The sequence below is a fragment of the Bacillus sp. FSL R7-0166 genome, from assembly GCF_038008935.1.
Classification (GTDB): domain Bacteria; phylum Bacillota; class Bacilli; order Bacillales; family Bacillaceae; genus Bacillus; species Bacillus altitudinis.
This window is the reverse complement of sequence record NZ_JBBPAC010000001.1, coordinates 2,441,200-2,465,875: the sequence shown is the minus strand read 5'-3', so window position 1 is coordinate 2,465,875 and position 24,676 is coordinate 2,441,200. Positions and strand designations below refer to the sequence as shown.

At 41.1% G+C, this 24,676-nt stretch carries 20 protein-coding genes, 2 pseudogenes and 1 other annotated feature; of the genes and pseudogenes, 20 read left to right on the top strand and 2 right to left on the bottom strand.

From position 1 onward, the window contains the following. Positions 1–28: 28 nt before the first annotated feature. The 6 genes from lonB to NST01_RS12700 all read left to right on the top strand — a co-directional run bounded on the left by lonB (position 29) and on the right by NST01_RS12700 (position 6,763). A complete protein-coding gene (lonB, locus tag NST01_RS12725; protein ID WP_007501566.1) occupies positions 29–1,690 on the top strand; it encodes an ATP-dependent protease LonB in 1,662 nt (553 codons plus the stop codon). A gap of 171 nt (positions 1,691–1,861) precedes the next feature. Next, positions 1,862–4,186 (top strand): endopeptidase La, encoded by a 2,325-nt coding sequence (gene lon, locus NST01_RS12720; protein WP_007501564.1) that lies wholly within the window; start codon positions 1,862–1,864, stop codon positions 4,184–4,186. Continuing rightward, positions 4,183–4,770 (top strand): ribosome biogenesis GTP-binding protein YihA/YsxC, encoded by a 588-nt coding sequence (yihA, locus tag NST01_RS12715; protein ID WP_035701772.1) that lies wholly within the window; start codon positions 4,183–4,185, stop codon positions 4,768–4,770. The genes lon and yihA overlap by 4 nt, the downstream gene beginning before the upstream one ends. 237 nt (positions 4,771–5,007) lie before the next feature. After that, positions 5,008–5,148: a hypothetical protein gene (locus tag NST01_RS12710; protein WP_017367733.1), complete on the top strand. Its 141-nt coding sequence runs from the start codon at positions 5,008–5,010 to the stop codon at positions 5,146–5,148. A 70-nt stretch (positions 5,149–5,218) separates the two neighbouring features. Next, positions 5,219–6,367: an MFS transporter gene (locus NST01_RS12705; protein ID WP_017367732.1), complete on the top strand. Its 1,149-nt coding sequence runs from the start codon at positions 5,219–5,221 to the stop codon at positions 6,365–6,367. Then, complete coding sequence (locus NST01_RS12700) at positions 6,368–6,763, top strand: hypothetical protein (protein ID WP_017367731.1); 396 nt, start codon at positions 6,368–6,370, stop codon at positions 6,761–6,763. Positions 6,764–6,988: 225 nt separating this feature from the next. On the opposite strand, the gene NST01_RS12695 is transcribed toward NST01_RS12700, so the two are convergent. Next, a complete protein-coding gene (locus NST01_RS12695) occupies positions 6,989–7,474 on the bottom strand; it encodes a hypothetical protein (RefSeq protein ID WP_326115889.1) in 486 nt (161 codons plus the stop codon). A gap of 240 nt (positions 7,475–7,714) precedes the next feature. Here NST01_RS12695 and hemA point away from each other — a divergent pair, with 240 nt between their 5' ends. The 8 genes and pseudogenes from hemA (at position 7,715) to ysxE (ending at position 16,415) form a co-directional block, all read left to right on the top strand. Then, complete coding sequence (gene hemA / locus NST01_RS12690; protein ID WP_024718410.1) at positions 7,715–9,082, top strand: glutamyl-tRNA reductase; 1,368 nt, start codon at positions 7,715–7,717, stop codon at positions 9,080–9,082. A 7-nt stretch (positions 9,083–9,089) separates the two neighbouring features. Next, entirely contained in the window at positions 9,090–9,920 is an 831-nt protein-coding gene (locus tag NST01_RS12685) for a cytochrome c biogenesis protein (RefSeq protein WP_113747121.1), read from the top strand. 37 nt (positions 9,921–9,957) lie between these two features. Then, a complete protein-coding gene (gene hemC / locus NST01_RS12680; protein ID WP_061419821.1) occupies positions 9,958–10,893 on the top strand; it encodes a hydroxymethylbilane synthase in 936 nt (311 codons plus the stop codon). Beyond that, positions 10,890–11,681 carry a uroporphyrinogen-III synthase gene (locus tag NST01_RS12675; RefSeq protein WP_008342826.1) on the top strand — a complete coding sequence of 264 codons (792 nt, stop codon included), beginning with the start codon at positions 10,890–10,892 and terminating at the stop codon, positions 11,679–11,681. The genes hemC and NST01_RS12675 overlap by 4 nt, the downstream gene beginning before the upstream one ends. Then, positions 11,678–12,649 (top strand): porphobilinogen synthase, encoded by a 972-nt coding sequence (hemB, locus tag NST01_RS12670; protein WP_007501555.1) that lies wholly within the window; start codon positions 11,678–11,680, stop codon positions 12,647–12,649. Before NST01_RS12675 ends, hemB begins: the two co-directional genes overlap by 4 nt. Positions 12,650–12,676: 27 nt before the next feature. Further along, complete coding sequence (gene hemL, locus NST01_RS12665; RefSeq protein ID WP_008342821.1) at positions 12,677–13,969, top strand: glutamate-1-semialdehyde 2,1-aminomutase; 1,293 nt, start codon at positions 12,677–12,679, stop codon at positions 13,967–13,969. A 132-nt stretch (positions 13,970–14,101) separates the two neighbouring features. Further along, positions 14,102–14,581 (top strand): annotated as a pseudogene (locus NST01_RS19375) (LysM peptidoglycan-binding domain-containing protein); the annotation flags it as partial. An 802-nt stretch (positions 14,582–15,383) separates the two neighbouring features. After that, complete coding sequence (gene ysxE, locus NST01_RS12655) at positions 15,384–16,415, top strand: spore coat protein YsxE (RefSeq protein ID WP_056705873.1); 1,032 nt, start codon at positions 15,384–15,386, stop codon at positions 16,413–16,415. A 74-nt stretch (positions 16,416–16,489) separates the two neighbouring features. Here ysxE and NST01_RS12650 read toward each other — a convergent pair whose 3' ends face one another. Next, positions 16,490–16,678, bottom strand: a complete 189-nt coding sequence (locus tag NST01_RS12650) for a hypothetical protein (protein WP_003216497.1) — start codon at positions 16,676–16,678, stop codon at positions 16,490–16,492. Between the two features lie 169 nt (positions 16,679–16,847). Beyond that, positions 16,848–17,077: a binding site (T-box leader), on the top strand. 60 nt (positions 17,078–17,137) lie between these two features. On the opposite strand from NST01_RS12650, the gene NST01_RS12645 reads away from it, so the two are divergent. From NST01_RS12645 to radC, 6 genes and pseudogenes are all read left to right on the top strand, one after another. Further along, entirely contained in the window at positions 17,138–19,780 is a 2,643-nt protein-coding gene (locus NST01_RS12645) for a valine--tRNA ligase (protein WP_341041964.1), read from the top strand. Positions 19,781–19,845: 65 nt separating this feature from the next. Next, the gene (locus NST01_RS12640) at positions 19,846–21,150 is read left to right on the top strand and encodes a bifunctional folylpolyglutamate synthase/dihydrofolate synthase (RefSeq protein WP_144684092.1); all 1,305 of its coding nucleotides are present in this window, start codon (positions 19,846–19,848) and stop codon (positions 21,148–21,150) included. Between the two features lie 149 nt (positions 21,151–21,299). After that, positions 21,300–21,995 (top strand): annotated as a pseudogene (locus NST01_RS12635) (prepilin peptidase); the annotation flags it as partial. A 192-nt stretch (positions 21,996–22,187) separates the two neighbouring features. After that, positions 22,188–23,204, top strand: coding sequence for an SPOR domain-containing protein (locus NST01_RS12630; protein ID WP_445662201.1), 1,017 nt, complete (start codon positions 22,188–22,190; stop codon positions 23,202–23,204). 177 nt (positions 23,205–23,381) lie between these two features. Continuing rightward, on the top strand, positions 23,382–23,951 hold the full coding sequence (locus NST01_RS12625) for a Maf family protein (RefSeq protein WP_007501543.1): 570 nt from the start codon (positions 23,382–23,384) through the stop codon (positions 23,949–23,951). A gap of 48 nt (positions 23,952–23,999) precedes the next feature. Next, on the top strand, positions 24,000–24,674 hold the full coding sequence (radC, locus tag NST01_RS12620; RefSeq protein ID WP_026050121.1) for a RadC family protein: 675 nt from the start codon (positions 24,000–24,002) through the stop codon (positions 24,672–24,674). Positions 24,675–24,676 lie beyond the last annotated feature (2 nt).

The following is a 24,676-nucleotide window of genomic DNA, read 5'->3' as shown; positions in this document are numbered from 1 at the left end:
TAACGATAGATGAAGGAGGGAGCACCGATTGAGCTGGACAGGAATCGTATTATTCATACAACTGTTCTTTGGTATCGTCATCGGGTTGTACTTTTGGAACTTACTGAAAAATCAGCGCACACAAAAGGTGACGATCGATAAAGAATCAAAAAAAGAAATGGAAGCACTCAGAAAGATGCGATCCATTAAACTGAGTGAACCTTTATCAGAGAGAGTCCGGCCAAAGGGGTTTCAAGATATTGTAGGGCAGGAAGACGGTATACGTGCACTTAAAGCAGCCCTGTGTGGACCGAACCCGCAACATGTCATCGTCTACGGGCCGCCTGGTGTTGGAAAAACAGCTGCTGCCCGTCTAGTGATGGAAGAGGCGAAGCGTCACGCTGATTCACCATTTAAAAAAGATGCAGTATTTGTTGAACTTGATGCTACAACGGCAAGATTTGATGAACGAGGCATCGCAGACCCCTTGATTGGTTCTGTACATGATCCCATTTATCAAGGAGCAGGGGCCATGGGACAGGCCGGCATTCCGCAGCCGAAACAAGGAGCCGTCACACATGCTCATGGGGGCGTTCTCTTTATCGATGAAATTGGAGAACTGCATCCGATTCAAATGAACAAAATGCTCAAAGTGCTAGAAGATCGAAAAGTGTTTTTAGATAGTGCTTATTACAGTGAAGAAAATACGCAAATCCCGAATCACATCCATGATATTTTTCAAAATGGGTTACCCGCTGATTTTCGACTGATTGGCGCCACGACAAGAACACCAGACGAAATTCCTCCGGCTATTCGATCAAGATGTTTGGAGATTTTCTTCAAGGATTTGGATCAGCATGAGCTGAAAATTGTTGCAGCTAAAGCAGTCGAGAAAATACAGAAGGAATTAAGTGACGAAGGACTGAACCTGTTAACATCCTATGTGAAAAATGGACGTGAAGCGGTCAACATGGTACAGATCGCCGCAGGTATGGCTGTCACTGAAAACCGAAAAGATATTACGATCGCCGATGTAGAATGGGTCATTCATTCAAGCCAGCTGACACCAAGATATGAACAAAAAGTACCGGAAAAGCCAAAGGTAGGAGTAGTAAATGGTCTTGCCGTGTATGGACCGAATAGCGGGGCTCTGCTTGAAATTGAAGTGAACATTTGTAAAGCGCTTGAAAAAGGCAGTATCAATATTACTGGTATTGCGGAAGAAGAAAGCATCGGCAATCAGTCGAAATCAATCAGACGTAAAAGTATGGCGAAGGGCTCAGTTGAAAATGTCTTAACCGTGCTTCGAAACTTAGGCATACGAACAAATGAATATGATATCCACATTAATTTTCCGGCTGGTGCCCCGATTGATGGGCCGTCTGCTGGAATTGCGATGGCCACAGCCATTTTCTCAGCCATTCATCAAATTCCGATTGATCATTTAACAGCGATGACCGGTGAGATTGGATTACAAGGTCAGGTGAAGCCGATCGGCGGTGTCATACCAAAAATCAAGGCAGCCAAACAAGCGGGTGTCAAAACAGTGATCATCCCTTATGACAATCAGCAGTCGATCTTAAAAGAGATTGAAGGGGTGACAATTGTGCCTGTGAAGCACTTCCAAGAAGTGCTAGATCAGTGCTTGGTCAATCCACCAGATGAGAAGAAAGATGGACTAGAAGAAGAAATGAAAAGGAAATCTGTTTAATCCCCATCTCATATGGGGATTTTTTAGTGAAATAGATCTTTTTTTCTTTTTCAAGATAAAAAGAAAGGGTATACTACGGTAAGATCATCATTTCTCAAGTCTTTTACATTGTACAAGACTGAAACAGGTATATTATAATGATTCATACTAGTGACGGAGGTGTCTATCAACATGGCAGATGAAATCAAAAAGAATGTTCCGCTCCTTCCACTGCGAGGCTTGCTTGTTTATCCAACAATGGTCTTGCATTTGGACGTTGGGCGCGAAAAGTCTGTTCAAGCATTAGAACAGGCCATGATGAACGATCATATGATTTTTCTAGCAACACAGCGGGAAATTTCAATAGATGAACCAGGTGAAGAGGAAATTTTCAAAGTCGGCACCTACACAAAAATTAAACAAATGCTGAAGCTGCCAAATGGAACGATCCGTGTGCTCGTCGAAGGCTTAAATCGAGCGCAGATCGAATCCTACATGGAGCTAGAAGACTATACGTCAGTCGATATTAAAGAGTTGACAGAAGAAGAATTAAAGGACGCAGAAGCAGAAGCACTCATGCGCACATTGTTAGATCACTTTGATCAATACATAAAAATTTCAAAAAAAATCTCAGCTGAAACATATGCAACGGTGACGGATATTGAAGAACCTGGACGAATGGCGGATATCGTCGCTTCCCACCTTCCTTTGAAATTAAAAGACAAGCAAGAAGTGCTGGAAACAGTCGATGTAAAAAAACGGTTGAACCGGGTCATCAGTCTCATTCACAATGAAAAAGAAGTGCTAGAGATTGAAAAGAAAATTGGTCAGCGTGTCAAACGTTCAATGGAGCGAACGCAAAAAGAATATTATTTGCGCGAACAAATGAAAGCTATTCAAAAAGAGCTTGGAGACAAAGAGGGGAAAACAGGCGAAGTCAGTACGCTTATGGCTAAAATTGAAGAGTCCGGCATGCCAGATTCCGTTCGTGAAACGGCTTTAAAAGAACTGAACCGTTATGAAAAAATCCCTTCAAGCTCTGCTGAGAGTTCTGTCATTCGCAATTATATTGATTGGCTGATCAATCTGCCGTGGGGCACTTATACAGAAGATCGTCTAGATTTAAAGCTTGCAAGCGAAATTTTAGATGACGAGCACCACGGGCTTGAAAAAGTAAAAGAGCGGGTACTCGAATATCTTGCTGTTCAGAAACTAACAAATTCATTAAAGGGACCGATTCTTTGCTTGGCAGGACCTCCTGGGGTAGGGAAGACGTCACTTGCAAAATCCATTGCTAAATCACTCGATCGAAAGTTTATCCGTATCTCTCTTGGCGGTGTACGTGATGAATCTGAGATCCGTGGTCATCGAAGAACCTATGTAGGTGCGATGCCGGGCCGTATCATTCGCGGGATGAGCAAGGCGGGCACGATGAATCCGGTCTTTCTTTTAGATGAAATTGATAAAATGTCTTCTGACTTTAGAGGAGATCCGTCTTCTGCGATGCTTGAAGTGTTAGATCCAGAGCAAAATCATAACTTTAGCGATCATTATATTGAAGAGACATTTGATTTGTCTCAAGTGTTATTTATCGCAACTGCCAACAATTTAGCAACCATTCCAGGTCCACTTCGTGATAGAATGGAGATTATCACGATTGCAGGGTATACGGAAGTTGAAAAAGCAGAAATTGTGAAAGATCACCTTCTGCCGAAGCAGCTAAAGGAGCACGGATTAAAGAAAGGGAACTTGCAGCTTCGTGAAGCAGCGATTTACGATATGATTCGCTATTACACAAGAGAAGCAGGAGTCCGCGGGTTAGAGCGTCAGCTTGCGGCGATTTGCCGAAAAGCGGCAAGAGCAATTGTGGCTGAAGACCGCAAACGCATCACAGTGACGGAAAAGAACTTATCTGAATTCCTCGGAAAAAGACTTTACCGTTATGGTCAGGCGGAAACGACAGATCAGGTCGGCGTTGTCACAGGCCTTGCATATACCACAGTTGGCGGAGACACCTTGTCCATCGAGGTCTCACTCTCGCCTGGTAAAGGCAAGCTTTTGCTAACAGGTAAGCTCGGTGATGTCATGAGAGAATCTGCGCAGGCGGCATTCAGTTATATTCGTTCAAAAGCAGATGAACTGAACATTGATCCTCAATTTAATGAAAAGCACGATATTCATATCCATGTTCCAGAGGGTGCGGTTCCAAAGGACGGGCCATCAGCTGGTATTACCATTGCGACGGCTCTTGTATCAGCACTCACAGGACGTCCTGTTTCAAAAGAGGTTGGTATGACAGGAGAAATTACGTTAAGAGGAAGAGTGCTTCCGATTGGCGGATTAAAAGAAAAAGCATTAGGCGCACATCGTGCAGGACTGAAAACGATTATTCTTCCAAAGGACAATGAGAAGGATATTGATGATATTCCTGAAAGTGTGAGAGAAGGATTAACTTTTATTCCGGTTTCACATTTAGATGAGGTGCTTGAGAAAGCGTTAGTAGGAGAGGGAAGATGAAAGTAACAAAATCAGATATCGTCATTAGTGCGGTGAAACCAGAGCAGTACCCGAGCGGGGGACTGCCTGAGATCGCACTTGCTGGACGATCAAATGTTGGGAAGTCCTCGTTCATTAACTCATTGATTAATCGGAAAAATTTAGCGCGTACGTCTTCTAAACCAGGAAAGACCCAGACGCTTAATTTTTACATTATTAATGATATGCTCCATTTTGTGGACGTCCCCGGTTATGGCTTTGCGAAAGTATCAAAAACAGAGCGCGAAGCATGGGGAAGAATGATCGAAACGTATATTACAATGCGTGAAGAGTTAAAAGCAGTCGTTCAAATTGTGGATCTGCGTCATAAGCCATCCGCAGATGATGTGAACATGTATGAATTCCTTAAATATTATGGAGTTCCTGTGATCATTATTGCGACAAAGGCCGATAAAATTCCAAAAGGCAAATGGGAAAAGCATGTGAAAGTCGTCAAACAGACACTCGACATTGACCCTTCAGATGAATTAATCCTTTTCTCTTCTGAAACAAAAAAGGGAAAAGATGAAGCTTGGAATGCGATCCTTGCGAAGATTAACAGCTAAGAAGATAATAAAAAGTTGTAAGAAAACATTTGTTTTCTTACAACTTTTTTTCATATGCTGAGAAAAACGTAGAACTTGAAGGAAAACGATTAAGTTTAAATTCGTTCTGTTTCTAGAAATTATTGAATGCCGAAAGTTTATTAAATAGATGCTAAATTATAATTAATTTCCATATTTACAAATAAAATCAATTACGGTAATATGATATTGAAAATATTTCAGATAGGAGTGGTAATAATGAAATTAAAAGCAAGAACTTGTTACAATTACTCACTAAATGAAATGAAGGAAAAACAATCAAAACTGAAAGCGAGAACATGCTATAATTACTCGCTAAATGAAATGAAAGAAATGCAAAAGGAATTAAAGAAAAAGTAAGAGAGTATGATGAGAAACAGAGGTTTTTTAGAATCTCTGTTTCTTAACACTTAAATAAGGAATAGTGTACATGAATATTAGTAGAGTGAGTACATTAGTTTATTTGGATACTATGATTGTTTTCATAGGGGCATTAGTTTGGACTGGATTGCCTCTTTATTTCTTTGAGATGACTGGTTCCTATTTTTATGCAGGCAGTATGTATCTGATTGGTGGCTTTTCGTTTATTTTAAGTAATATTGTGAGCAACTATTTATTTAAAGTTTTTTCTAGATACACAGCAAAATTTTTCGTCACCACATTGTCTATCCTAACCCTTGCTTCGTTTTTTGCTTTAAACAATCAATTATTTAATCTAATGTTTTTTTTAATGCTTGCTTTTCAATTTTTTATAAATGGCTTATCGTTTATTTTAGAATCGGGATTTAACATGTTTTTATCCAATCAACCCCATAAAGATATTGCATATCGTAATATGTTTTTACTCTCAGCTAAAACAATTGGTTTCTTTAGTGGACCAATTTTGTTTATATTCTTTGGATCAGAAATGTATCTTGTTTTTCTGCTCTTTTTTATTGGTTTGTTGGTTTATGAGTATTTGTATCCAATTGTTGCCCAGTTGAAAATCGAAAGTATATCTTTCGCGAATGTTGAAATATTTAAAAAAGTACCAAAGAGTTATTTGTGCATCATGTTTATTGATGGGATGTTTTTACCTGTAGTAATGAATTATTCGTTTATTATTCTGAAAGAAACGTTTTCGGCAAGTGATCTTACTGTATCATTATTTTGGCTAATTGGCGGAGTATCGGTTTTACTAGGAAATCTATTGATCCGAAGAATGGATATACAAAAAATACATTCGAAAGTCTATCTTATAACGATATATCTTATGTTTGGGTTAATTCTAATGATTTTAGCGCCCAATAGTTCACTGTTTTTAATTGGTTTTTTTATTTTGACACTCATTAACCCGTTGTTTATGAGCTTAATCAAAGCATCTTTTTTAGTTGTTTTTGATCCTCACTATAGAAGTATGGCACTTGCAGGTATGAATACATTGAATCAGCTAGGAACGATATTAATCATTACAGTGATTACATTTATGTTGGAAGGTTCTGAATTTTTCAATATTTCTTACATCATTCCGTTATGTCTTTGTATAGGAATCATTCGATTTTTGATTCTAAAAAATATTTTAAAAAGGGGAATTCAATGAATGGATAAAGTGAGTTATCCTGACTTTTCAGTGGACTTAGTAGAAGCATGTTTGAAGTTTGGTTACTATTTTGAAGGAATGGATAAAGAGAATGTCACTCGATTAGTAGATCAATACAAAAAATTTTGGTTCATGATCAAAAAATATCCCGATTGTTCTTTTGCCCCAAATACTGAAATTGATGAGGTTTGGCATTTACATATGCTGTTACCACAAAACTATTATTACGATTGTATGTCGTATTTCGGCGTTATTTTAGCTCATGATGCTGGATTTGGGAATCAAGCTGATGAAGTGGATATACTGAATGAAATGTTTGATAGCGGAAATGATTTATGGGAAAAAGAATTTGGATTTAGATTACCTGATGAAAACGAACTTGAGACGAAACCATAAAAATGATAATAATTGCTTGACAGTGACACTGATATCAATTTAATGATACTTGACATAAGGGGAGAAAAACAAAACCGCCTTACCTGCAAAATGTTGCTACACAAGCAACTGCAGATAAGGCGGTTATTGTCGTCTATATCAGTTAAACTGGATCTTCTTCTTCTCGTAAGATGTGTATTATAAAACATCCAATTGATGGCTTATCAAACAATTATATTGTATAAGTTATTTCCTTTTTAAAAATAATAAGAGGAGACTGACGGCAATCAATACATATGGCCAGTACAATTCAAAACCGGAAGTAGGGATCGAAAGTGTGCTAAGTTGCTTTGTAATTTGTTGAAAGAAATAAAGGAATAGACCGAGTGCAATGAGAACAACACTTTCTATTCGATATTCCTTTTTCTGTGATGATTTCATTAAAAGTGCGAGGCCGACGATGAACACAATCATCGTAAATGTATCTGGCCAGTGTTCTAATTTCGGCTGAAGGATAAAGTGTAGCGCAAGGCCTGTCATGAGCATACCGATAAACACATGAGAGGTTTCCTGTTCCTTCTTTCCTTGATATAAGAAAGCAAGGCCAAAAAGCAGTACAAGTGTATGCCATTTCTCCTGATCTTTCCAAATGTCAAATTGATCTCCTGAGAGAATGGCATATAGTGCTACAGCCAGCAAAGTGAGCGGCAGCAAAATAGATTTCTTCTTCAAAGATGTCACCTTCTTATAAGCAGATCATTTGTCCGCACGCGCCAAATCTGGTAAATTGCTTGAAGTGATGATATGGCATTCGATGTCGAACATTTTTCTACTATATCACAACATTTTTGAAATCTGTTCACAATTTTTATCCAGTTAAAAATGAATATATGTTATAATCATTATAAATAATAAATTCTATATTGTAATTATTATAAATTAGACAGGGCGTTGGGGGTGCAAGCTGAAGTTATGCATATTCTTGTTGTGGGTTTAGATTATAAAACAGCCCCTGTTGAGATACGGGAACAGCTGAGCTTTGAACCGAGCGAGCTCGGAACAGCGATGTCCAAGCTTAAAGAAGAAAAAAGCATTCTAGAGAATATCGTCATCTCAACATGTAATCGAACAGAGATCTACGCAGTTGTAGATCAGCTTCATACTGGTCGGTTTTATATAAAAAGATTTTTAGCAGATTGGTTCGGTTTAGAAAAAGAAGATGTCTCTCCATATTTGAAGTTTTATGAAAATGATGGAGCGGTTGAGCATTTATTCCGGGTTGCCTGTGGACTTGATTCTATGGTCATTGGTGAAACACAAATACTCGGTCAAGTGCGCTCAAGCTTTAAAGTCGCTCAAGAGGAGAAGACCATTGGTACCGTTTTCAATTATTTGTTTAAGCAGGCGGTAACAGTTGCGAAACGCTCTCATGCGGAAACAGATATTGCGTCTAATGCTGTATCTGTCAGCTATGCGGCAGTGGAACTTGCCAAAAAAATCTTTGGACGTCTTTCTGATAAACATGTCCTTATTCTTGGTGCGGGTAAAATGGGCGAGCTGGCGGCTCAAAACCTTCAAGGTCAAGGAATTGGCCAGGTAACAGTCATCAATCGAACGTTCGAAAAGGCCAAAGAACTGGCAGGCCGTTTTTCAGGAGAGCCTAAGAGCTTGAATCAATTAGAAAAAACTTTATCTGAAGCGGATATTTTAATTAGCTCTACTGGGGCTAAACAATTTGTGATCACAAAGGAAATGGTCGAAAAAGCGAACAAACAGAGAAAAGGCAGACCTCTATTCATGGTGGATATTGCAGTACCACGTGATTTAGATCCAGCTATTTCTGAAGTAGAAGGTGCTTTTTTGTATGACATTGATGATCTTGAGGGCATTGTTGCAGCTAACCTGAAAGAGCGACGTGCAGTAGCTGAAGAGGTGGAGCTTCTCATCGAAGCTGAAATTGTGGAATTTAAGCAATGGCTTAATACGCTCGGAGTGGTTCCTGTGATTTCTGCTTTAAGAGAAAAAGCACTTTCGATTCAAGCGGATACGATGCAAAGCATCGAACGAAAGCTTCCAAACCTCACAAATCGTGAAATGAAGCTGTTAAATAAACATACGAAAAGCATCATCAATCAAATGCTGAAAGATCCTATCTTAAAGGCCAAAGAAATTGCCGGGGAGCCGAATGCAGAGGAAAAACTTTTACTCTTTAAAGAAATCTTTGATTTACAGGTTGAAGATGAAGAGCAAAAGGCAGAGCCGATGCAGGTGGAGCAAGGGGCATTTCAGCTGTTTAAAACAAATATGGCACAAGGCCTTGCTACAGTTGCCAGTGAGTGATTAGGCGATGATGGAATCCATTGTAGCGAGACTAGGTGAAGCGACGATCTTGATCTATGCACTCAGTGTCTTGTTCTATTTCATAGATTTTCTTCAACACAACCGGAAGGCTGGAAAAATGGCTTTCTGGTTGCTTTCTATTGTCTGGCTGCTGCAAACAGTCTACATGTTTTATATTATGATGGAAACAGACCGATTCCCTGTGTTGAATGTAGCAGAGGGGTTATATTTTTATACGTGGGTGCTTGTGACATTGTCACTTGTTTTGACAAAAGTATTACGTGTTGAATTTATTGTCTTTTTTACAAATGTGATTGGTTTTTCCATGATGGCGATTCACACCTTTACACCATCCGATCTTCATTCTGCCGAACTGACGGGAAAGTTGACGAGTGAGTTGCTCATCATCCATATTACGATGGCCATTTTATCATATGGCGCTTTTTCACTTTCATTTGCTTTTTCACTCCTCTATCTATTTCAATATCGTTTGCTGAAAAAGAAAAAATGGGGAAAATGGCTTTTGAGAATTGAAGACTTATCAAAGCTTGATCACATGGCGTATGTCTTAAATATTATTGGCGTGCCGATGCTCTTGCTTAGTTTAATTCTTGGCATTATATGGGCATATATTTCGTATGATACGTTGTACTGGACAGATGCAAAGGTGCTCGGTTCGTTTATTATGCTGTTTTTATACGGCTTTTACTTATACATTAGACTGGTGAGAAATATGCAGGGCAAAATCGTGGCGCGATGGAATGTCGCTTCATTTCTTGTGCTGATGATCAATTATTTTCTGCTTGGTAGCTTATCAACCTTTCATTGGTTTCAATAATGATGAGTCTTAAGGGCATTGTCGGGAGGAAGACGTAATGCGTACAATTAAAGTAGGTTCTAGACGAAGCAAACTTGCGATTACACAAACAAAATGGGTCATTCAAAAGTTGTCTGAACTAAACCCTTCTTATTCTTTTGAAATTAAAGAGATTGTGACAAAGGGTGATCAAATTTTAGATGTGACCTTATCAAAGGTTGGCGGAAAAGGTCTGTTTGTTAAAGAGATTGAACAGGCAATGCTGAACCATGACATCGATATGGCGGTACACAGCATGAAAGATATGCCGGCTTCTCTTCCAGAAGGTTTAGTCATCGGCTGTATTCCTGAGCGTGAAGATGTGCGTGATGCATTGATTTCAAAGGATCATCTCCGTCTTCATGAACTACCAAAGGGAGCGGTTGTGGGAACGAGCAGCTTACGGCGCAGTGCTCAGCTTCTTCAGGAGAGACCAGATCTTGAGATTAAATGGATCCGTGGAAACATTGATACGAGACTCGAAAAACTGAAAAATGAAGAATATGATGCGATTATTCTAGCGGCTGCCGGATTGTCTAGAATGGGCTGGAGTCAAGAAGTCGTGTCGGAATTTTTATCTCCTGATACTTGCCTTCCTGCTGTGGGGCAGGGCGCATTGTCGATAGAATGCCGCGGAGATGACGAAGAGCTCTTGCAGCTGTTAGCTCAATTCACAAATGAGTATACAAAGAAAACGGTCCTTGCTGAAAGAGCCTTCCTTAAGCAAATGGATGGAAGCTGTCAAGTGCCGATCGCTGGTTACGCAACGATGAATGAGCGTGATGAAATTGAATTGACAGGTCTTGTGGCATCTGCGGATGGGCATACGATTATTCGAGAAACCGTAACAGGAACTGACCCTGAGGCAATTGGAACAGCATGTGCGAAGCAGATGGCTGATAAGGGAGCGAAGGATTTGATCGACAAGGTGAAAAAGGATCTGTCTTCCCAATGACGATAGCCAAATCGCTTTACGGACAGACGGTGCTTGTCACTCGAAATGAACGTCAAGCGGGTGCGTTTCAGCAGAAAATTGAAGCGCTGAACGGCCATGCTGTTTTAACCTCTCTTATCAGGTTTGAGCCAACGCTGACAAAAGAAAAAGCGAAGGCATTTTTAGAAGACTTAGAAGCAAGCCATTGGCTTGTGTTTACGAGTGTAAATGGTGCGTCTTTTTTTCTTAGTTATATAGAGAAGCATCAATTACATCAAAGCTTATCCCACTTGAAAGTGGCGGCTGTAGGTGAAAAAACATCTGCCTATCTGATGCAGCACGGCTTAAAAGTGGATGTGGTTCCAGAACGTTTTATAGCAGAAGAACTGGCAGATGCTTTAATTGAACATGTACATCCAGAAGAATGTGTCTTTGTAGCAAAAGGCCACCTGTCACGAGATGTTGTGAAGAATACCCTCGTTCCGCTTGGCATTGACGTAAAAGAGTGGATTATATATGAAACAGTGAAGGATGAGGACGGAATTATCGCACTCAAGTCGGCAATGATGGAGCAATCATTTGATTTTATTACATTTACAAGCTCCTCCACTGTTCATTCTTTTATGCACGCCATGGAGGCTGATATCGATAGATTAGCTGCATCAGATACATGTTTTGTGAGCATCGGTCCTCTTACACAAGAGGCGCTGCTTCAATACGGGATTTCTTCTGAAACCCCAGATACTTATACGATAGACGGGATGCTTGATTTGATGTGCCGTTTATCTGAAAGGAAGTTGAACCAATGATGAAATTTAACAGACACCGCAGATTGCGTACAAGCGCAGGAATGAGAGAATTGGTGAGAGAAACATTTTTAAGACCCTCTGATTTCATTTATCCCATCTTTTTTGTAGAGGGAGAGAATGTCCGGAAAGAAGTCCCTTCAATGCCGGGTGTCTATCACATTTCAGTTGATCTTGTGAAAGAAGAAGTCCAAGAGCTTGTTGACCTTGGGATTAAATCTATCATTGTTTTTGGGGTACCAGACCATAAAGACCATGTAGGCAGTGAAGCTTATCACGATCATGGGATTGTTCAAAGAGCAACGCTTGAAATCAAAAAGCATTTCCCTGAGCTTGTGGTCATTGCTGATACTTGCTTATGCCAATATACAGATCACGGACATTGTGGAATCGTTGAAGATGGAGAAATTTTAAATGATGAATCTCTTCAGCTCTTAGCGAAAACCGCTGTCAGTCAGGCTCGTGCAGGTGCAGATATCATTGCTCCATCAAACATGATGGATGGCTTTGTTATCGCAATTCGTGAGGCGCTTGATGAGGCCGGCTTTGTTCATGTGCCTGTCATGTCATATGCTGTGAAATATGCAAGTGCTTTTTACGGTCCGTTTCGTGATGCGGCGCATAGCACACCGCAGTTTGGAGATCGTAAAACGTATCAAATGGACCCTGCAAACCGCTTAGAAGCACTGAGAGAAGCGCAGTCTGATGTAGAAGAAGGCGCTGACTTCCTGATCGTGAAGCCGTCACTTTCATACTTAGATATCATGCGTGATGTGAAAAATGAATTTACACTTCCTGTTGTTGCGTACAATGTGAGCGGAGAGTATGCAATGGTGAAAGCAGCAGCTCAAAATGGGTGGATTTCTGAAAAAGAGCTTGTTCTTGAAATGCTGACTAGCATGAAACGTGCAGGCGCAGAATTAATCATTACGTATCATGCAAAAGATGCAGCAAAATGGCTCTCAGAATAAAGAACGGATAGACAGGAGGACGTTGAAATGGGACGTAGCTATGAAAAGTCAAAGCAAGCATTTAAAGAAGCGCAGCAGTTAATGCCGGGTGGTGTGAACAGCCCTGTGCGCGCATTTAAATCAGTCAATACAGACCCGATTTTTATGGAACGAGGAAAAGGCGCAAAAATATACGATATTGACGGAAATGAATATATTGATTATGTCTTATCGTGGGGACCGCTTATTTTAGGGCATACGAATGACCGTGTGGTTGAAAGCATTCAGCGAGTAGCTGAACATGGTACAAGCTTCGGTGCTTCTACTTTAGTTGAAAATGAATTAGCTAAGCTTGTATCAGAACGAGTTCCTTCTATTGAGGTCATTCGGATGGTCAGCTCTGGAACAGAGGCGACGATGAGTGCGCTTCGTCTAGCACGTGGTTTTACAGGCAGAAACAAAATTGTGAAATTTGAAGGCTGTTATCATGGCCACGGTGATTCTTTGCTCATTAAAGCTGGTTCGGGTGTGGCAACGCTTGGACTTCCGGATAGCCCTGGTGTCCCTGAAGGTACAGCAAGCAATACGATCACCGTTCCATACAATGATTTAGAAAGCATCAAAGTCGCTTTTGAAGAATTTGGAGACGACATTGCAGGTGTCATTGTAGAACCAGTTGCAGGAAATATGGGGGTTGTCCCTCCGCAAGAAGGTTTCTTGCAAGGATTGAGAGACATCACTGAGCAATATGGCTCTTTACTCATTTTTGATGAGGTCATGACAGGCTTCCGTGTGGATTATCATTGTGCCCAAGGCTATTTTGGCATTACGCCTGATCTGACATGTCTTGGTAAAGTCATCGGAGGCGGCCTGCCAGTTGGTGCTTATGGCGGTAGAGCGGACATTATGAGACAAATTGCGCCAAGCGGCCCGATTTATCAAGCAGGAACGTTATCCGGTAACCCGCTTGCGATGACAGCAGGTCTTGAAACATTAAAACAGCTGACACCTGAGTCTTATGAAGAGTTTAGACGCAAAGGAGATCGTTTGGAAGAAGGCATTTCAAAAGCGGCGAAAGCACATGGGATTCCATTAACATTTAACCGTGCAGGTTCCATGATTGGATTCTTCTTTACAAACGAACAAGTCGTCAATTACGATACAGCGAAAACAGCTGACCTTGCTTTATTCGCTGAATTCTACAAGGAAATGGCTGATCACGGCATCTTCCTTCCACCTTCACAATTCGAAGGGCTGTTCCTATCAACTGCTCATACGGATGAAGACATCGAGTATACAATTGAGACAGTTGAAAAGGTATTTCAAAAATTAGCTCAGTAACCAAAAGCCGATATGGAGACATATCGGCTTTTTGCTTTGCATAAAACCAATCATATTTTCACTGCCTCCTTCATACACCTGTATTGACATCTAATTTTATTTTGAAGGATTAGATGAAAGGAGGACACCGACTTGTCTCAAAACAATCGATTACAGTTTTCGGTAGAAGAGTCCATTTATTTCAAAAACGGACAGGAAGTCAGTGAGCTGCTGTCAATTTCTCTCGATCCTGACATTCTCGTTCAAGAAGTGAATGATTATGTTTCCATTAGAGGTTCACTCGAGCTAACAGGAGAATACAACATAAATCAAGAGGAGCTAATGGGTGAATCCAGTTCCTATGCATCATACAGGCAGGCTGATGAGGTGAAGGTAAGAGAGGACGGAACGGCTGAGCTGCTGCATCAATTTCCGGTGGATATCACGATCCCCAAGAACAAAATTAGTCATTTAAATGATGTATTTGTGTTTATTGATGCATTTGATTACCAGCTGACAGAAAGCCGTTTGCTCACGATTCAGGCTGATTTGGCCATTGAAGGTCTGTTAGATGAAGGAACGCCTGAACCGCTTGTAGAAGAGCCATATGAATTTGTCCATCGTGCTGAAGAGGAATATGGCGATGTCACTTATGAATATCAGGCGCAGTCTGAATATGAAGAGCAAGAAATGCTGCCACGTGAAGAGCATGAAGAAAATGCAGAACAGCAGGCCGTTTTGCAACATGAAGCGCGAACTGAACAAGAAGAGGATGAAATAGACATCGAGACGGTGATGGTGGAAGAAGCAGAAGAAGAGGAGGAATATGAGGAAGAAGAAGCCGTGGCGCTTGGGTATCGTTCCTTCCCAGAAGCTCAAGTACAAGAGCCGCCATTCTTTGACCCGCCTAAACTGTTAGAAGAAGAGGAGCGGGATGATACGTTCTTTGAGGTGGAAGTGAGGAAAGACCCTGAAGCAGAGAGCAAGGAAGAAGAAGAGCCGCCAGCTTATCCAGCCTTTGAATCACCTGCTTATCAGATGGAACAGACGCAGGAAGAGCGGGATGACAGCTATCAGTTCGAACGATTATATGAACGTGAAGCACCAAAGGTGTATGAATCAGCTCAAGAAGCTGAGGAGTTTGAACATGACCAGAGAGAAGCGTCTGGCAGTGAGAATTCTCTTTATTTAACGAAGCTGTTCGCTAAGCAGGAGGAGGAAGATTTTTCTCGCATGAAAATATGTATAGTTCAGCAAGAAGATACGGTCGATCGTATTTGTGAGCGATATCAGTTGAATGTGCAGCAGCTCCTTCGAACGAATTCATTGTCGGTGGATGCAGAGCTTGAAGAAGGGCAGATTCTTTATATTCCTGAATATCAAAAAAGCAATGCATAGTATGAGATGATGGACCGAGAAAATGTGGTGAGAGAACGTGGATGAAATCCAATCTGTCCTATACGAATATGGGCTTGAGGCTGAATATATCGAACCTGTCAGTCCAGCTGTCGTTAGAGTGTATACAAAGCAGGGCGTATTTGCACTAAAGCGAGTAAAACCCCATCGACAAATGCAATTTACAGAGCAAATGCTTGAACTAGAATCAAAAGGCTATCGCTCCTTTGTGCCGATTTATCGCACGAAGAGCGGTTCCTTTTTCTCAAATCAACGAGAAAGCCAGTACACGTATTACCTTATGCCATGGCTGACGAATGAAAAGAGAGAAGAGCAGGACGATAAACATGAATATTTATTTCAAGAGATTGCAAGACTTCATAAACGAACAGAAGTCATGATGGACATTACTGAGCAGGAAATAGAAGCTCACTACACCCAAATGAAAAGCAAATGGGAAACAGAGAAAGACATGTATGAACGATTTATCGAGCGGGCAGAACAAACATGGTATATGTCGCCATTTGAGCTGGCTGCTGCTATGTATTTTTCAGAAGCGATGTCTGCAAGTGAATTTGCACTTGAACGTTTAGAGGATTGGCATGAGGAAATGAAAGACCAAGAGACGACACGTATTGTGTTAAACCATGGACAATTGTCGATCCATCACTTTTTGTACAATGATGTAGGTACAGGACATTTCACCAATTTTGAGCGGTCCAAAAAGGCTGCCCCCATTTATGACCTTTTGACCTTTTACTATCGTACATTCAAAACCTACCCTACTCCTTGTCCTGAATGCACATCTTTGTTTTATACGTATCAAAAGGGAAATAAACTTCGTGAGGAAGAGATTCATTTGTTCTTGAGTTACCTCGCTTATCCGCAGGGTTTGTTTGATACGGTGAAAGCCTATGAAGCAGGCGGACAGGATGAGATGGAAAGTTGTCAGGAGCTGTTAAGGGCGTATTGGCAAATGAAAAATTCTGAGCCGACCGTCATGAAAATACACGAAATTGAGCAAGCTAGACGCCTTGAAGAAGAACAAAATGCCTCGTCATCAGAAGAGTGACGAGGTTGTTTGCTGTCAAATGTCTAATATGGGGTAATCGATACATAAGAGTGAGCCTGCAGCTTTCAGCTCTCTTAAAACCAATCAAGATGAAAGGCACAGGCGAGAAATATGAGAATTCCTAAGATGAGGACGTCAAATGTTGTGGGAAAAATGATCGTGCGAAAGCCTTGAAATATGGCAATCGGGAGAACGACTTGGGAGGCAACTGCCCGAATTTGTCTAAGCCATGGGGGGAGTGTGTAAGGATTGATCTTTTTCAAAATAAAACGCCCTCCTTCTTTATTTTGTTATTATCATATGGGCAAAGAGGCAAAGGGTGCCTGCCCAATTTGTATAAAGAAGAAGAAAAGCGGAAAAGATGATTGACGAAAACAAAAGGCATTTAGTAATATTAATAAAAGATGAGTATAAGCTGATGAACGTGATATATCGTAAGCGTGGATCAGGAAGAGTACGAGCAAGACCCTAAAGAGAGGGAAACCAATAGCTGAAAGGTTTTCTAGGATGCACTTGTTTGGAAGGTCGCCTGTGAGCTTAATTTCTTGAAACATGTAGTAGAGAAATTCGGGAGATCCCCGTTATCCTTTAGAGAGTACGGGACACGTCTAAGTGTTTCGTGAAAAAAGGTGGTACCGCGAAAAAGCTTTTTCGTCCTTTTATAAGGATGAGAAGGCTTTTTTTTATGTTTCATCAGCCGAAAAAATGTGGAGGTAACACAAATGGAAACAAATAATCAAGAAATGCCAACAAAGTACGATCCAAATGCGATTGAAAAAGACCGCTATACGTACTGGCTTGAAGGGAAATTCTTCGAAGCACAAAATGACAAAACGAAAGATCCATATACAGTCGTCATTCCTCCACCAAACGTGACAGGAAAATTACACTTAGGGCATGCTTGGGATTCAACCCTTCAAGACATCGTGACTCGTATGAAACGGATGCAGGGCTATGATGTTTTATGGCTGCCAGGAATGGACCATGCGGGTATTGCAACACAAGCAAAGGTAGAGGCAAAGCTTCGCGAAGAAGGCGTGAGCCGCTATGATCTCGGACGTGAAAAATTTGTAGAAGAAACGTGGAAGTGGAAAGAAGAGTATGCCGATTTTATTCGCAGCCAGTGGGCGAAAATGGGTCTAGGTCTAGACTATTCGCGTGAGCGTTTTACATTAGATGAAGGCTTGAATAAAGCAGTCCGCCAAGTGTTTGTTCAATTGTATGAAAAAGGATTGATCTATCGCGGAGAATACATCATTAACTGGGACCCAGCAACAAAAACGGCCCTTTCTGATATTGAAGTCATCTACAAGGATGTGCAAGGAGCGTTTTATCACTTGAGATATCCGCTTGCAGATGGATCCGGTTCGATTGAAATTGCGACAACAAGACCTGAAACGATGCTGGGAGATACGGCAGTCGCTGTACATCCTGAAGATGAACGCTATCAGCATTTGATTGGGAAAACAGTTGTTTTACCAATTACAGGCCGAGAGATTCCAATCGTCGGGGATGACTATGTCGATATGGAATTTGGATCAGGAGCTGTAAAAATTACGCCGGCTCATGACCCGAATGACTTCGAGCTTGGAAACCGTCATAACCTAGAGCGCATTCTTGTGATGAATGAAGATGGCACAATGAATGGAAACGCACTTCAATACAAAGGAATGGACCGCTTCGAATGTCGTAAACAGCTTGTGAAAGATCTTCAAGAAGAAGGCATTTTGTTCAAAATTGAGGACCACATGCATTCAGTTGGTCACAGTGAGCGCAGTGGCGCTGTAGTGGAGCCATATTTATCAACACAATGGTTTGTGAAAATGCAGCCGCTCGCAGATGAAGCCATCAATCTGCAAAAAGGTGATGAGCAAGTTCAATTTGTTCCAGACCGATTTGAAAAGACGTATTTACACTGGATGGAAAATATCCGTGACTGGTGTATTTCTCGTCAGCTATGGTGGGGACACCGCATTCCGGCTTGGTATCATAAAGAAACGAAGGAAGTATACGTGGGACTTGATGCGCCAGAAGATATTGAAAACTGGGAGCAAGATAACGATGTACTTGATACATGGTTTAGTTCAGCGCTTTGGCCTTTCTCTACAATGGGCTGGCCAGATGCAGAAAGTGAAGACTTCAAGCGCTACTACCCAACCAATCTGCTTGTAACAGGCTATGACATCATCTTCTTCTGGGTCTCTCGTATGATCTTCCAAGGTCTTGAATTCACAGGAGAAAAACCATTTAAAGATGTCCTCATTCATGGTCTTATTCGCGATGAACAAGGGCGTAAAATGAGTAAGTCACTTGGCAACGGAATTGATCCAATGGAGGTTATCCACAAGTACGGAGCGGATTCATTGAGATATTTCTTAGCGACTGGAAGCTCTCCAGGTCAAGATTTACGTTTTAGCTTTGAAAAGGTTGAATCCACTTGGAACTTTGCGAACAAAATTTGGAACGCATCCCGTTTTGCTCTCATGAATATGGATGGTTTAACGTACGATGAGCTTGATTTAACAGGAGAAAAATCAGTTGCTGATCAATGGATTTTAACACGCTTAAATGAAACAATTGAAAGTGTCACACAGCTTGCTGACAAGTATGAATTCGGTGAAGTGGGCAGACATTTATACAACTTCATTTGGGATGATTTCTGTGATTGGTATATTGAGATGGCGAAGCTTCCGCTTTATGGAGAAGATGAAGCAGCGAAGAAAACGACTCGTTCGATCCTTGCGTATGTATTAGATCAAACGATGAGACTTCTTCATCCATTTATGCCGTTCTTAACAGAAGAAATTTGGCAGCATCTGCCTCATGAAGGTGAGTCCATTACTGTAGCGGCATGGCCTGAAGTGAAGCCGGAGCTTTCCAACGAACAAGCTTCTGCTGATATGAAGCTGCTTGTTGAACTGATTCGTTCTGTTCGTAACATTCGCAGTGAAGTGAACACGCCAATGAGCAAACAAGTCGAGCTATATATCAAAGCATCCACACCTGATGTACAGGAACGTTTAGAGAAGAACCGTTCATATATTGAACGCTTTACGAATCCAAGTGTGCTTGAAATTGGCACGGATGTTCCTGCTAGTGATAAAGCGATGACGGCTGTTATTTCTGGAGCAGAACTCATTCTGCCGCTTGAAGGTTTAATCAATTTAGACGAAGAAATTGCCCGTCTGCAAAAAGAGCTTGATAAACTGACAAAAGAAGTGGAACGAGTTCAGAAAAAGCTTGGCAATGAAGGCTTTATGAAAAAAGCGCCTGAAAGTGTCGTAGAAGAAGAGCGTGCGAAAGAACGTGATTATGTCGCAAAACGCGAAGCTGTTCAAAAGCGTATTGAAGAGCTGAAAGCATAAGAGTGAAAAGACGGCTCCTAATGAATTGGAGTCGTCTTTTTTGAAAATTTCGTATGAAATGAGAGATGACATTGTTTACAACCTATCATGAAGCCATTGAATGGATTCATAGCAGACTCGCTTTCGGTGTCAAACCGGGACTTGAACGAATGAAATGGCTGATGGACAGACTAGACCATCCTGAACAAAAAATAAAAGCGGTGCATGTAGCTGGAACAAATGGAAAAGGATCAACGATTGCATTTACTCGATCCATTTTACAGTCAGCGGGCTATTCAGTTGGAACCTTCACCTCACCATTTATTTTAACGTTCAATGAACGAATTAGTGTTAATGGGGAGCCGATTTTGGACGAAGAGTGGCTGAGTTTGGTGAACGACATCAAGCCTTTAGTTGATGAATTAGATGATACAGAGCTTGGTGCAGCAACAGAGTTTGAGATCATTACAGCATGTGCGTTTGCTTATTTTGCCCATGTGCACCAAGTAGACTTTGTCCTCTTGGAAACAGGACTTGGCGGAAGACTTGATTCTACAAATGTGGCAGCGCCCATCTTAACAGCAATTACGTCGATTGGTCACGATCATATGGCCATTTTAGGCGACACACTTGATCAGATTGCCGCAGAAAAAGCTGGCATTATTAAAACTGGGATTCCGATGATCACGGCCGTTCATCAAGCGGAAGCTCTTACTGTGATACAACACAAAGCCGAAGAAAAGAATGCGCCGTTTATCTCGTTACATGATACTTGTACCTTTAAGGACCAGCAACCGACTGAAACAGGAGAACGTTTCACATTCACTACCCCAAAAAGGGAGTACTCGCAGCTGGAGACAGGGTTAATCGGAACGCATCAAATGCAGAACGCCTCCCTTGCCGTTCTACTGATCGAATGGCTGGAGCAAGAAGGATATATCCATGTGCTAAATGAGCAAGTGTATGAAGGAATTCGGCAGGCGGTGTGGGTTGGAAGATTTGAAAAGGTCCAAGATGAGCCTCTTGTTTATTTAGATGGTGCTCATAACGAAGAAGGAATGGACCGTTTAATTGAAACTGTACAAGCTCATTTTTCTAGTAAACAGGTTCATGTATGTTTTAGTGCGTTAAAAGATAAACCTTACAAACAAATGATCGAAAAGCTTGAAAGGATTAGTTCATCGATTCATTTTGTTTCCTTTGACTTTCCAAGAGCTGAATCAGCGGAAAAGCTTTATGCTTGCAGCCATTTAGAAGCAAAATCGTTTGATGAAGACCCTCGTGCAGTGCTTGACTTCATTCAGAAGAAAAGAGATGACCCTTCAGCAATGATTCTGGTGACAGGTTCCCTTTATTTTATCTCAGATGTACGAAGTCGTATTTTACAGTGAGGAAAAGACGCAAATTGCTTCTATGCAATGCGCGTCTTTTTTCTTTTGATATGTAGGAGAGGGGGGAAATCACTTTTTCGCAAGGTGATCAAAGGTGAATCGCTATGTTACAATCCGGTCTATTCTATTTCCGGAAGGAGTCACCTAATTTGATTGATTTTTTTATGTTTTTCACAGGCATGGTTATGGGGTCATTTTTTCATCTAGTTGGTGAGAGGCTTCCAATGAAGCGGTCCATTCTTTTTCCTCGTTCACACTGCGCAGCTTGTAAAGAGCCGCTTTCTTTTCACGACATGCTCCCGCTTGTTTCTTATATTGTATTGAAAGGGTCATGTAAGCATTGTGGAACCCGGCTCTCTTTGCTTTATCCACTGGTTGAGCTGTTGACAGGCGGCCTTTTTTTACTCGTTTATAGACATGCTGGTTTCTCTTTTGAGGGTCTTTTTCTTGTGAGTCTATGTAGTTTATTCGTGATTGCTGTCGTGAGCGATCTTTTTTATATGAGAGTACCCAACGAGCTCTTTCTCTTCTTTTTTCCTCTTTTCGTCATATACCGCATGCTAGAACCACTTTTTATTTGGTGGGAAGGAGCGGCATCCCTTCTTATTTGTCTTCTTTTGTTTTATAGTTTAGAACATTTTAAGCCAAATAGTATGGGGGGAGCGGATGTCAAACTATTTGGTGTGCTTGCATTTTGCTTCGGATTTAAGCCGTTTCTGATCATTCTTTTTCTTTCGTCTGTCACGGGAATGGTTTACGCTAAGGTGTTTTCTTACAAGGCAAATGAACCCTTTCCTTTTGTTCCTGCCATCGCTTGTTCTTTCTGGTTTTATCTTTTTTGTGGTGATCTGTTAAACCCAATTGGTGATTTTTTGGATGAGAAAATTGGCGAACACTTTTTGAACCTGCCGACAAAAGTCTTGTTCTTTTTTTTATTGGCTATGTTAAAGTGTGAAACAGAAAGAAGGACGGGTTACATTCGCGCTATTTCATTGGACAGAAAGGTCTTTCTTACAAACAATGTCAGAAAGCGGGGAATGACAGTGAAAAAAAGGCAGGCAAAAAAACAAGGGTTAAAGGTCAATATTAATGGCAAGGAAGAAATGCTGCATGGAGAAGAGCATCAACCTAAAAAACAGCAAGAGGATCAAGTGACGTTTTCGAACTGGGAGGAAAAGAGACAGTCGGAACAGGAGACAGCTGCTTCCGGGGAGGAACCGTCTAAACCGAAAGAAGAAGATTTTCAATGGGACGATGCGGCTGATCACATTTACCATTCGGATCCAAAGGTCGTCACACCTTATCAAAAGAAAAAAGGTTCTTTTGACCAGAAGTTCAGTAAAAACCGCGGTCCCTTCAAACGAGTGATGACAACGATTGTGTTTGCAGTCGTTCTAGGGACAGGCCTCGGTGTATTTGCATTAAGTTTAAGTAAAGATGGGTCTGCCAATCCATCAGGAGGCGATCATATCAGCGTCTCAGCATCTGGAAGCGGGCCTTCGGCGAAAGCTGGGGGAGATGCACCATCGGCTGATCTTGCAGATACGTCAAAGGACAATGAAGGTGAAAAAAGTGCATCAGGTCATTTTTCAACCTTTGTGGTGCAGGCTGGAAAGTTTTCTTCTGAAAAAGGAGCAGATGACTTAGTTGACAGTTTAAAAGAGGCAGGATATGCAGGTAAAAAGGTATCAATGGATGATGGATATTATGTGATTGCCGGACTTGCCACAGAACAAGGCATGACAAGTGCCGTTGGGAAAAAATTGATCGATCAGCATTTTGAAGCATGGGGAGGAAAAGAGCTCTCGTTTCAAGTGCCGGATGAGCTGACAGGTTTAATAGAGAAGGCATCTGTCTTATCCTCTAAGGTGATTGCAGGAGAAGATGTGGATCAAAAAGAAGTCACTCAGTTGATTTCTGAGCTTGAAAATGCCAAAACAACTGACGCACCAGCTAAAAGCAGTTTGCTGAAAGCTGTACAGCTTTTAAATGACCCATCTGCTGAAAATGGCTGGAAATCTCAGCAAGCGCTATTGGATCAACTAAATACGTAAAATCATGTTTTTAACAGCCAAACTAGTCAAAAAATGACTAGTTTTTTTCTTTTGCTTCCAACATAATGATGGAGGAACATGAAAATGGCATTTTCGTCAATTGTCGGTAAGATGTTCATTTGATAGGATGAATGGGTATCTTACTTCTTAGGCTAAACCCTGAAAGGATGAACAAACATGAACCAGTTAATACTCGCATCTCAATCACCTAGAAGAAAAGAATTGCTTGATTTAGCAGGGTTTTCTTATGACATTCAAGCAAGTGATTTAAAAGAAGAAATAAATCGAAACCTTTCTCCTGCTGAGAACGTCCAATGGTTGGCAGAACAAAAAGCAAATGATATTCAAAAAATACATCCCAAAGCTGTGATCATTGGTGCAGATACAATTGTTGCAATTGATGGCAAATGTCTTGGAAAGCCAAAAGACAAGGAAGATGCAGCCTCAATGCTTCAATTATTGTCAGGTAAGACACATCAAGTCTTGACTGGTGTCACGATTCAATCAGAGAATAGAAAAGAAACATTTTATGAACAGACAGACGTGACATTTTGGCCGCTTACACAAGATGAAATAGACCGCTATATTGAAACCGGTGAGCCTCTTGATAAAGCTGGAAGCTATGGCATTCAAGGAAAAGGTGCCCTGTTTGTACAAAAAATAGACGGTGATTATTTTTCCGTTGTAGGACTCCCTATTGCTAAAACAGTCAGAGTGCTTGAAACATTTGGTATCACCCCTTTTTGATGACGGGAAGGAATCAAAAAAGGAGTGTAGATCTTGAATCATTTCCCTATGCTGCTAAAGCATTTTCCTCATGATGAAAAGCCGCGCGAACGATTTGTCAAATATGGCCCAAGTAGCTTATCAAACCATGAACTTGTCGCGATTCTTTTGAGAACAGGCACAAAAAAGGAATCAGTTCTTCAAGTGTCCGCAAGACTTTTGCAAACATTTGGTGGTCTTCGTTCTGTGAAGGAAGCTTCGATTGAAGAATTGTCAAAGATTCGAGGAGTTGGAAAAGCGAAGGCGATCTCTCTTTTAGCTGCTTTAGAACTCGGCACTAGATTACACCATCAAACGACGGACAATCGTTATGTGATCCGCACGCCGGAAGATGGTGCGAATTTTGTGATGGAAGATATGAGATTTTTGACGCAGGAGAATTTCGTTTGTCTTTATCTCAATACCAAAAATCAAGTTCTTCATAAACATACTGTGTTTATCGGAAGTCTAAATTCGTCGATTGTTCACCCGCGCGAAATTTTTAAAGAGGCCTTTAAACGTTCGGCCGCTTCATTTATATGTGTGCACAACCATCCATCTGGAGATCCGACGCCCAGCAGGGAAGATATTGAAGTCACACAGCGACTTTTTGAATGTGGGAAGCTGATTGGAATACAGCTGCTTGATCATCTAGTGATCGGTGATCAAAAATTTGTGAGTTTGAAGGAAAAAGGGTATTTGTAACA

Bases quoted from the DNA above. Each gene is read 5' to 3' on its own strand.
- NST01_RS12700 (WP_017367731.1), top strand. From the start codon at position 6,368: ATGGATAAAGTGAGTTATCCTGACTTTTCAGTGGACTTAGTAGAAGCA.
- NST01_RS12625 (WP_007501543.1), top strand. From the start codon at position 23,382: ATGAACCAGTTAATACTCGCATCTCAATCACCTAGAAGAAAAGAATTG.
- NST01_RS12640 (WP_144684092.1), top strand. From the start codon at position 19,846: ATGACATTGTTTACAACCTATCATGAAGCCATTGAATGGATTCATAGC.
- NST01_RS12705 (WP_017367732.1), top strand. From the start codon at position 5,219: ATGAATATTAGTAGAGTGAGTACATTAGTTTATTTGGATACTATGATT.
- NST01_RS12645 (WP_341041964.1), top strand. From the start codon at position 17,138: ATGGAAACAAATAATCAAGAAATGCCAACAAAGTACGATCCAAATGCG.
- hemC (WP_061419821.1), top strand. From the start codon at position 9,958: ATGCGTACAATTAAAGTAGGTTCTAGACGAAGCAAACTTGCGATTACA.
- lon (WP_007501564.1), top strand. From the start codon at position 1,862: ATGGCAGATGAAATCAAAAAGAATGTTCCGCTCCTTCCACTGCGAGGC.
- radC (WP_026050121.1), top strand. From the start codon at position 24,000: ATGCTGCTAAAGCATTTTCCTCATGATGAAAAGCCGCGCGAACGATTT.
- hemB (WP_007501555.1), top strand. From the start codon at position 11,678: ATGATGAAATTTAACAGACACCGCAGATTGCGTACAAGCGCAGGAATG.
- NST01_RS12710 (WP_017367733.1), top strand. From the start codon at position 5,008: ATGAAATTAAAAGCAAGAACTTGTTACAATTACTCACTAAATGAAATG.
- NST01_RS12675 (WP_008342826.1), top strand. From the start codon at position 10,890: ATGACGATAGCCAAATCGCTTTACGGACAGACGGTGCTTGTCACTCGA.
- hemL (WP_008342821.1), top strand. From the start codon at position 12,677: ATGGGACGTAGCTATGAAAAGTCAAAGCAAGCATTTAAAGAAGCGCAG.
- yihA (WP_035701772.1), top strand. From the start codon at position 4,183: ATGAAAGTAACAAAATCAGATATCGTCATTAGTGCGGTGAAACCAGAG.
- NST01_RS12630 (WP_445662201.1), top strand. From the start codon at position 22,188: ATGACAGTGAAAAAAAGGCAGGCAAAAAAACAAGGGTTAAAGGTCAAT.
- NST01_RS12685 (WP_113747121.1), top strand. From the start codon at position 9,090: ATGATGGAATCCATTGTAGCGAGACTAGGTGAAGCGACGATCTTGATC.
- hemA (WP_024718410.1), top strand. From the start codon at position 7,715: ATGCATATTCTTGTTGTGGGTTTAGATTATAAAACAGCCCCTGTTGAG.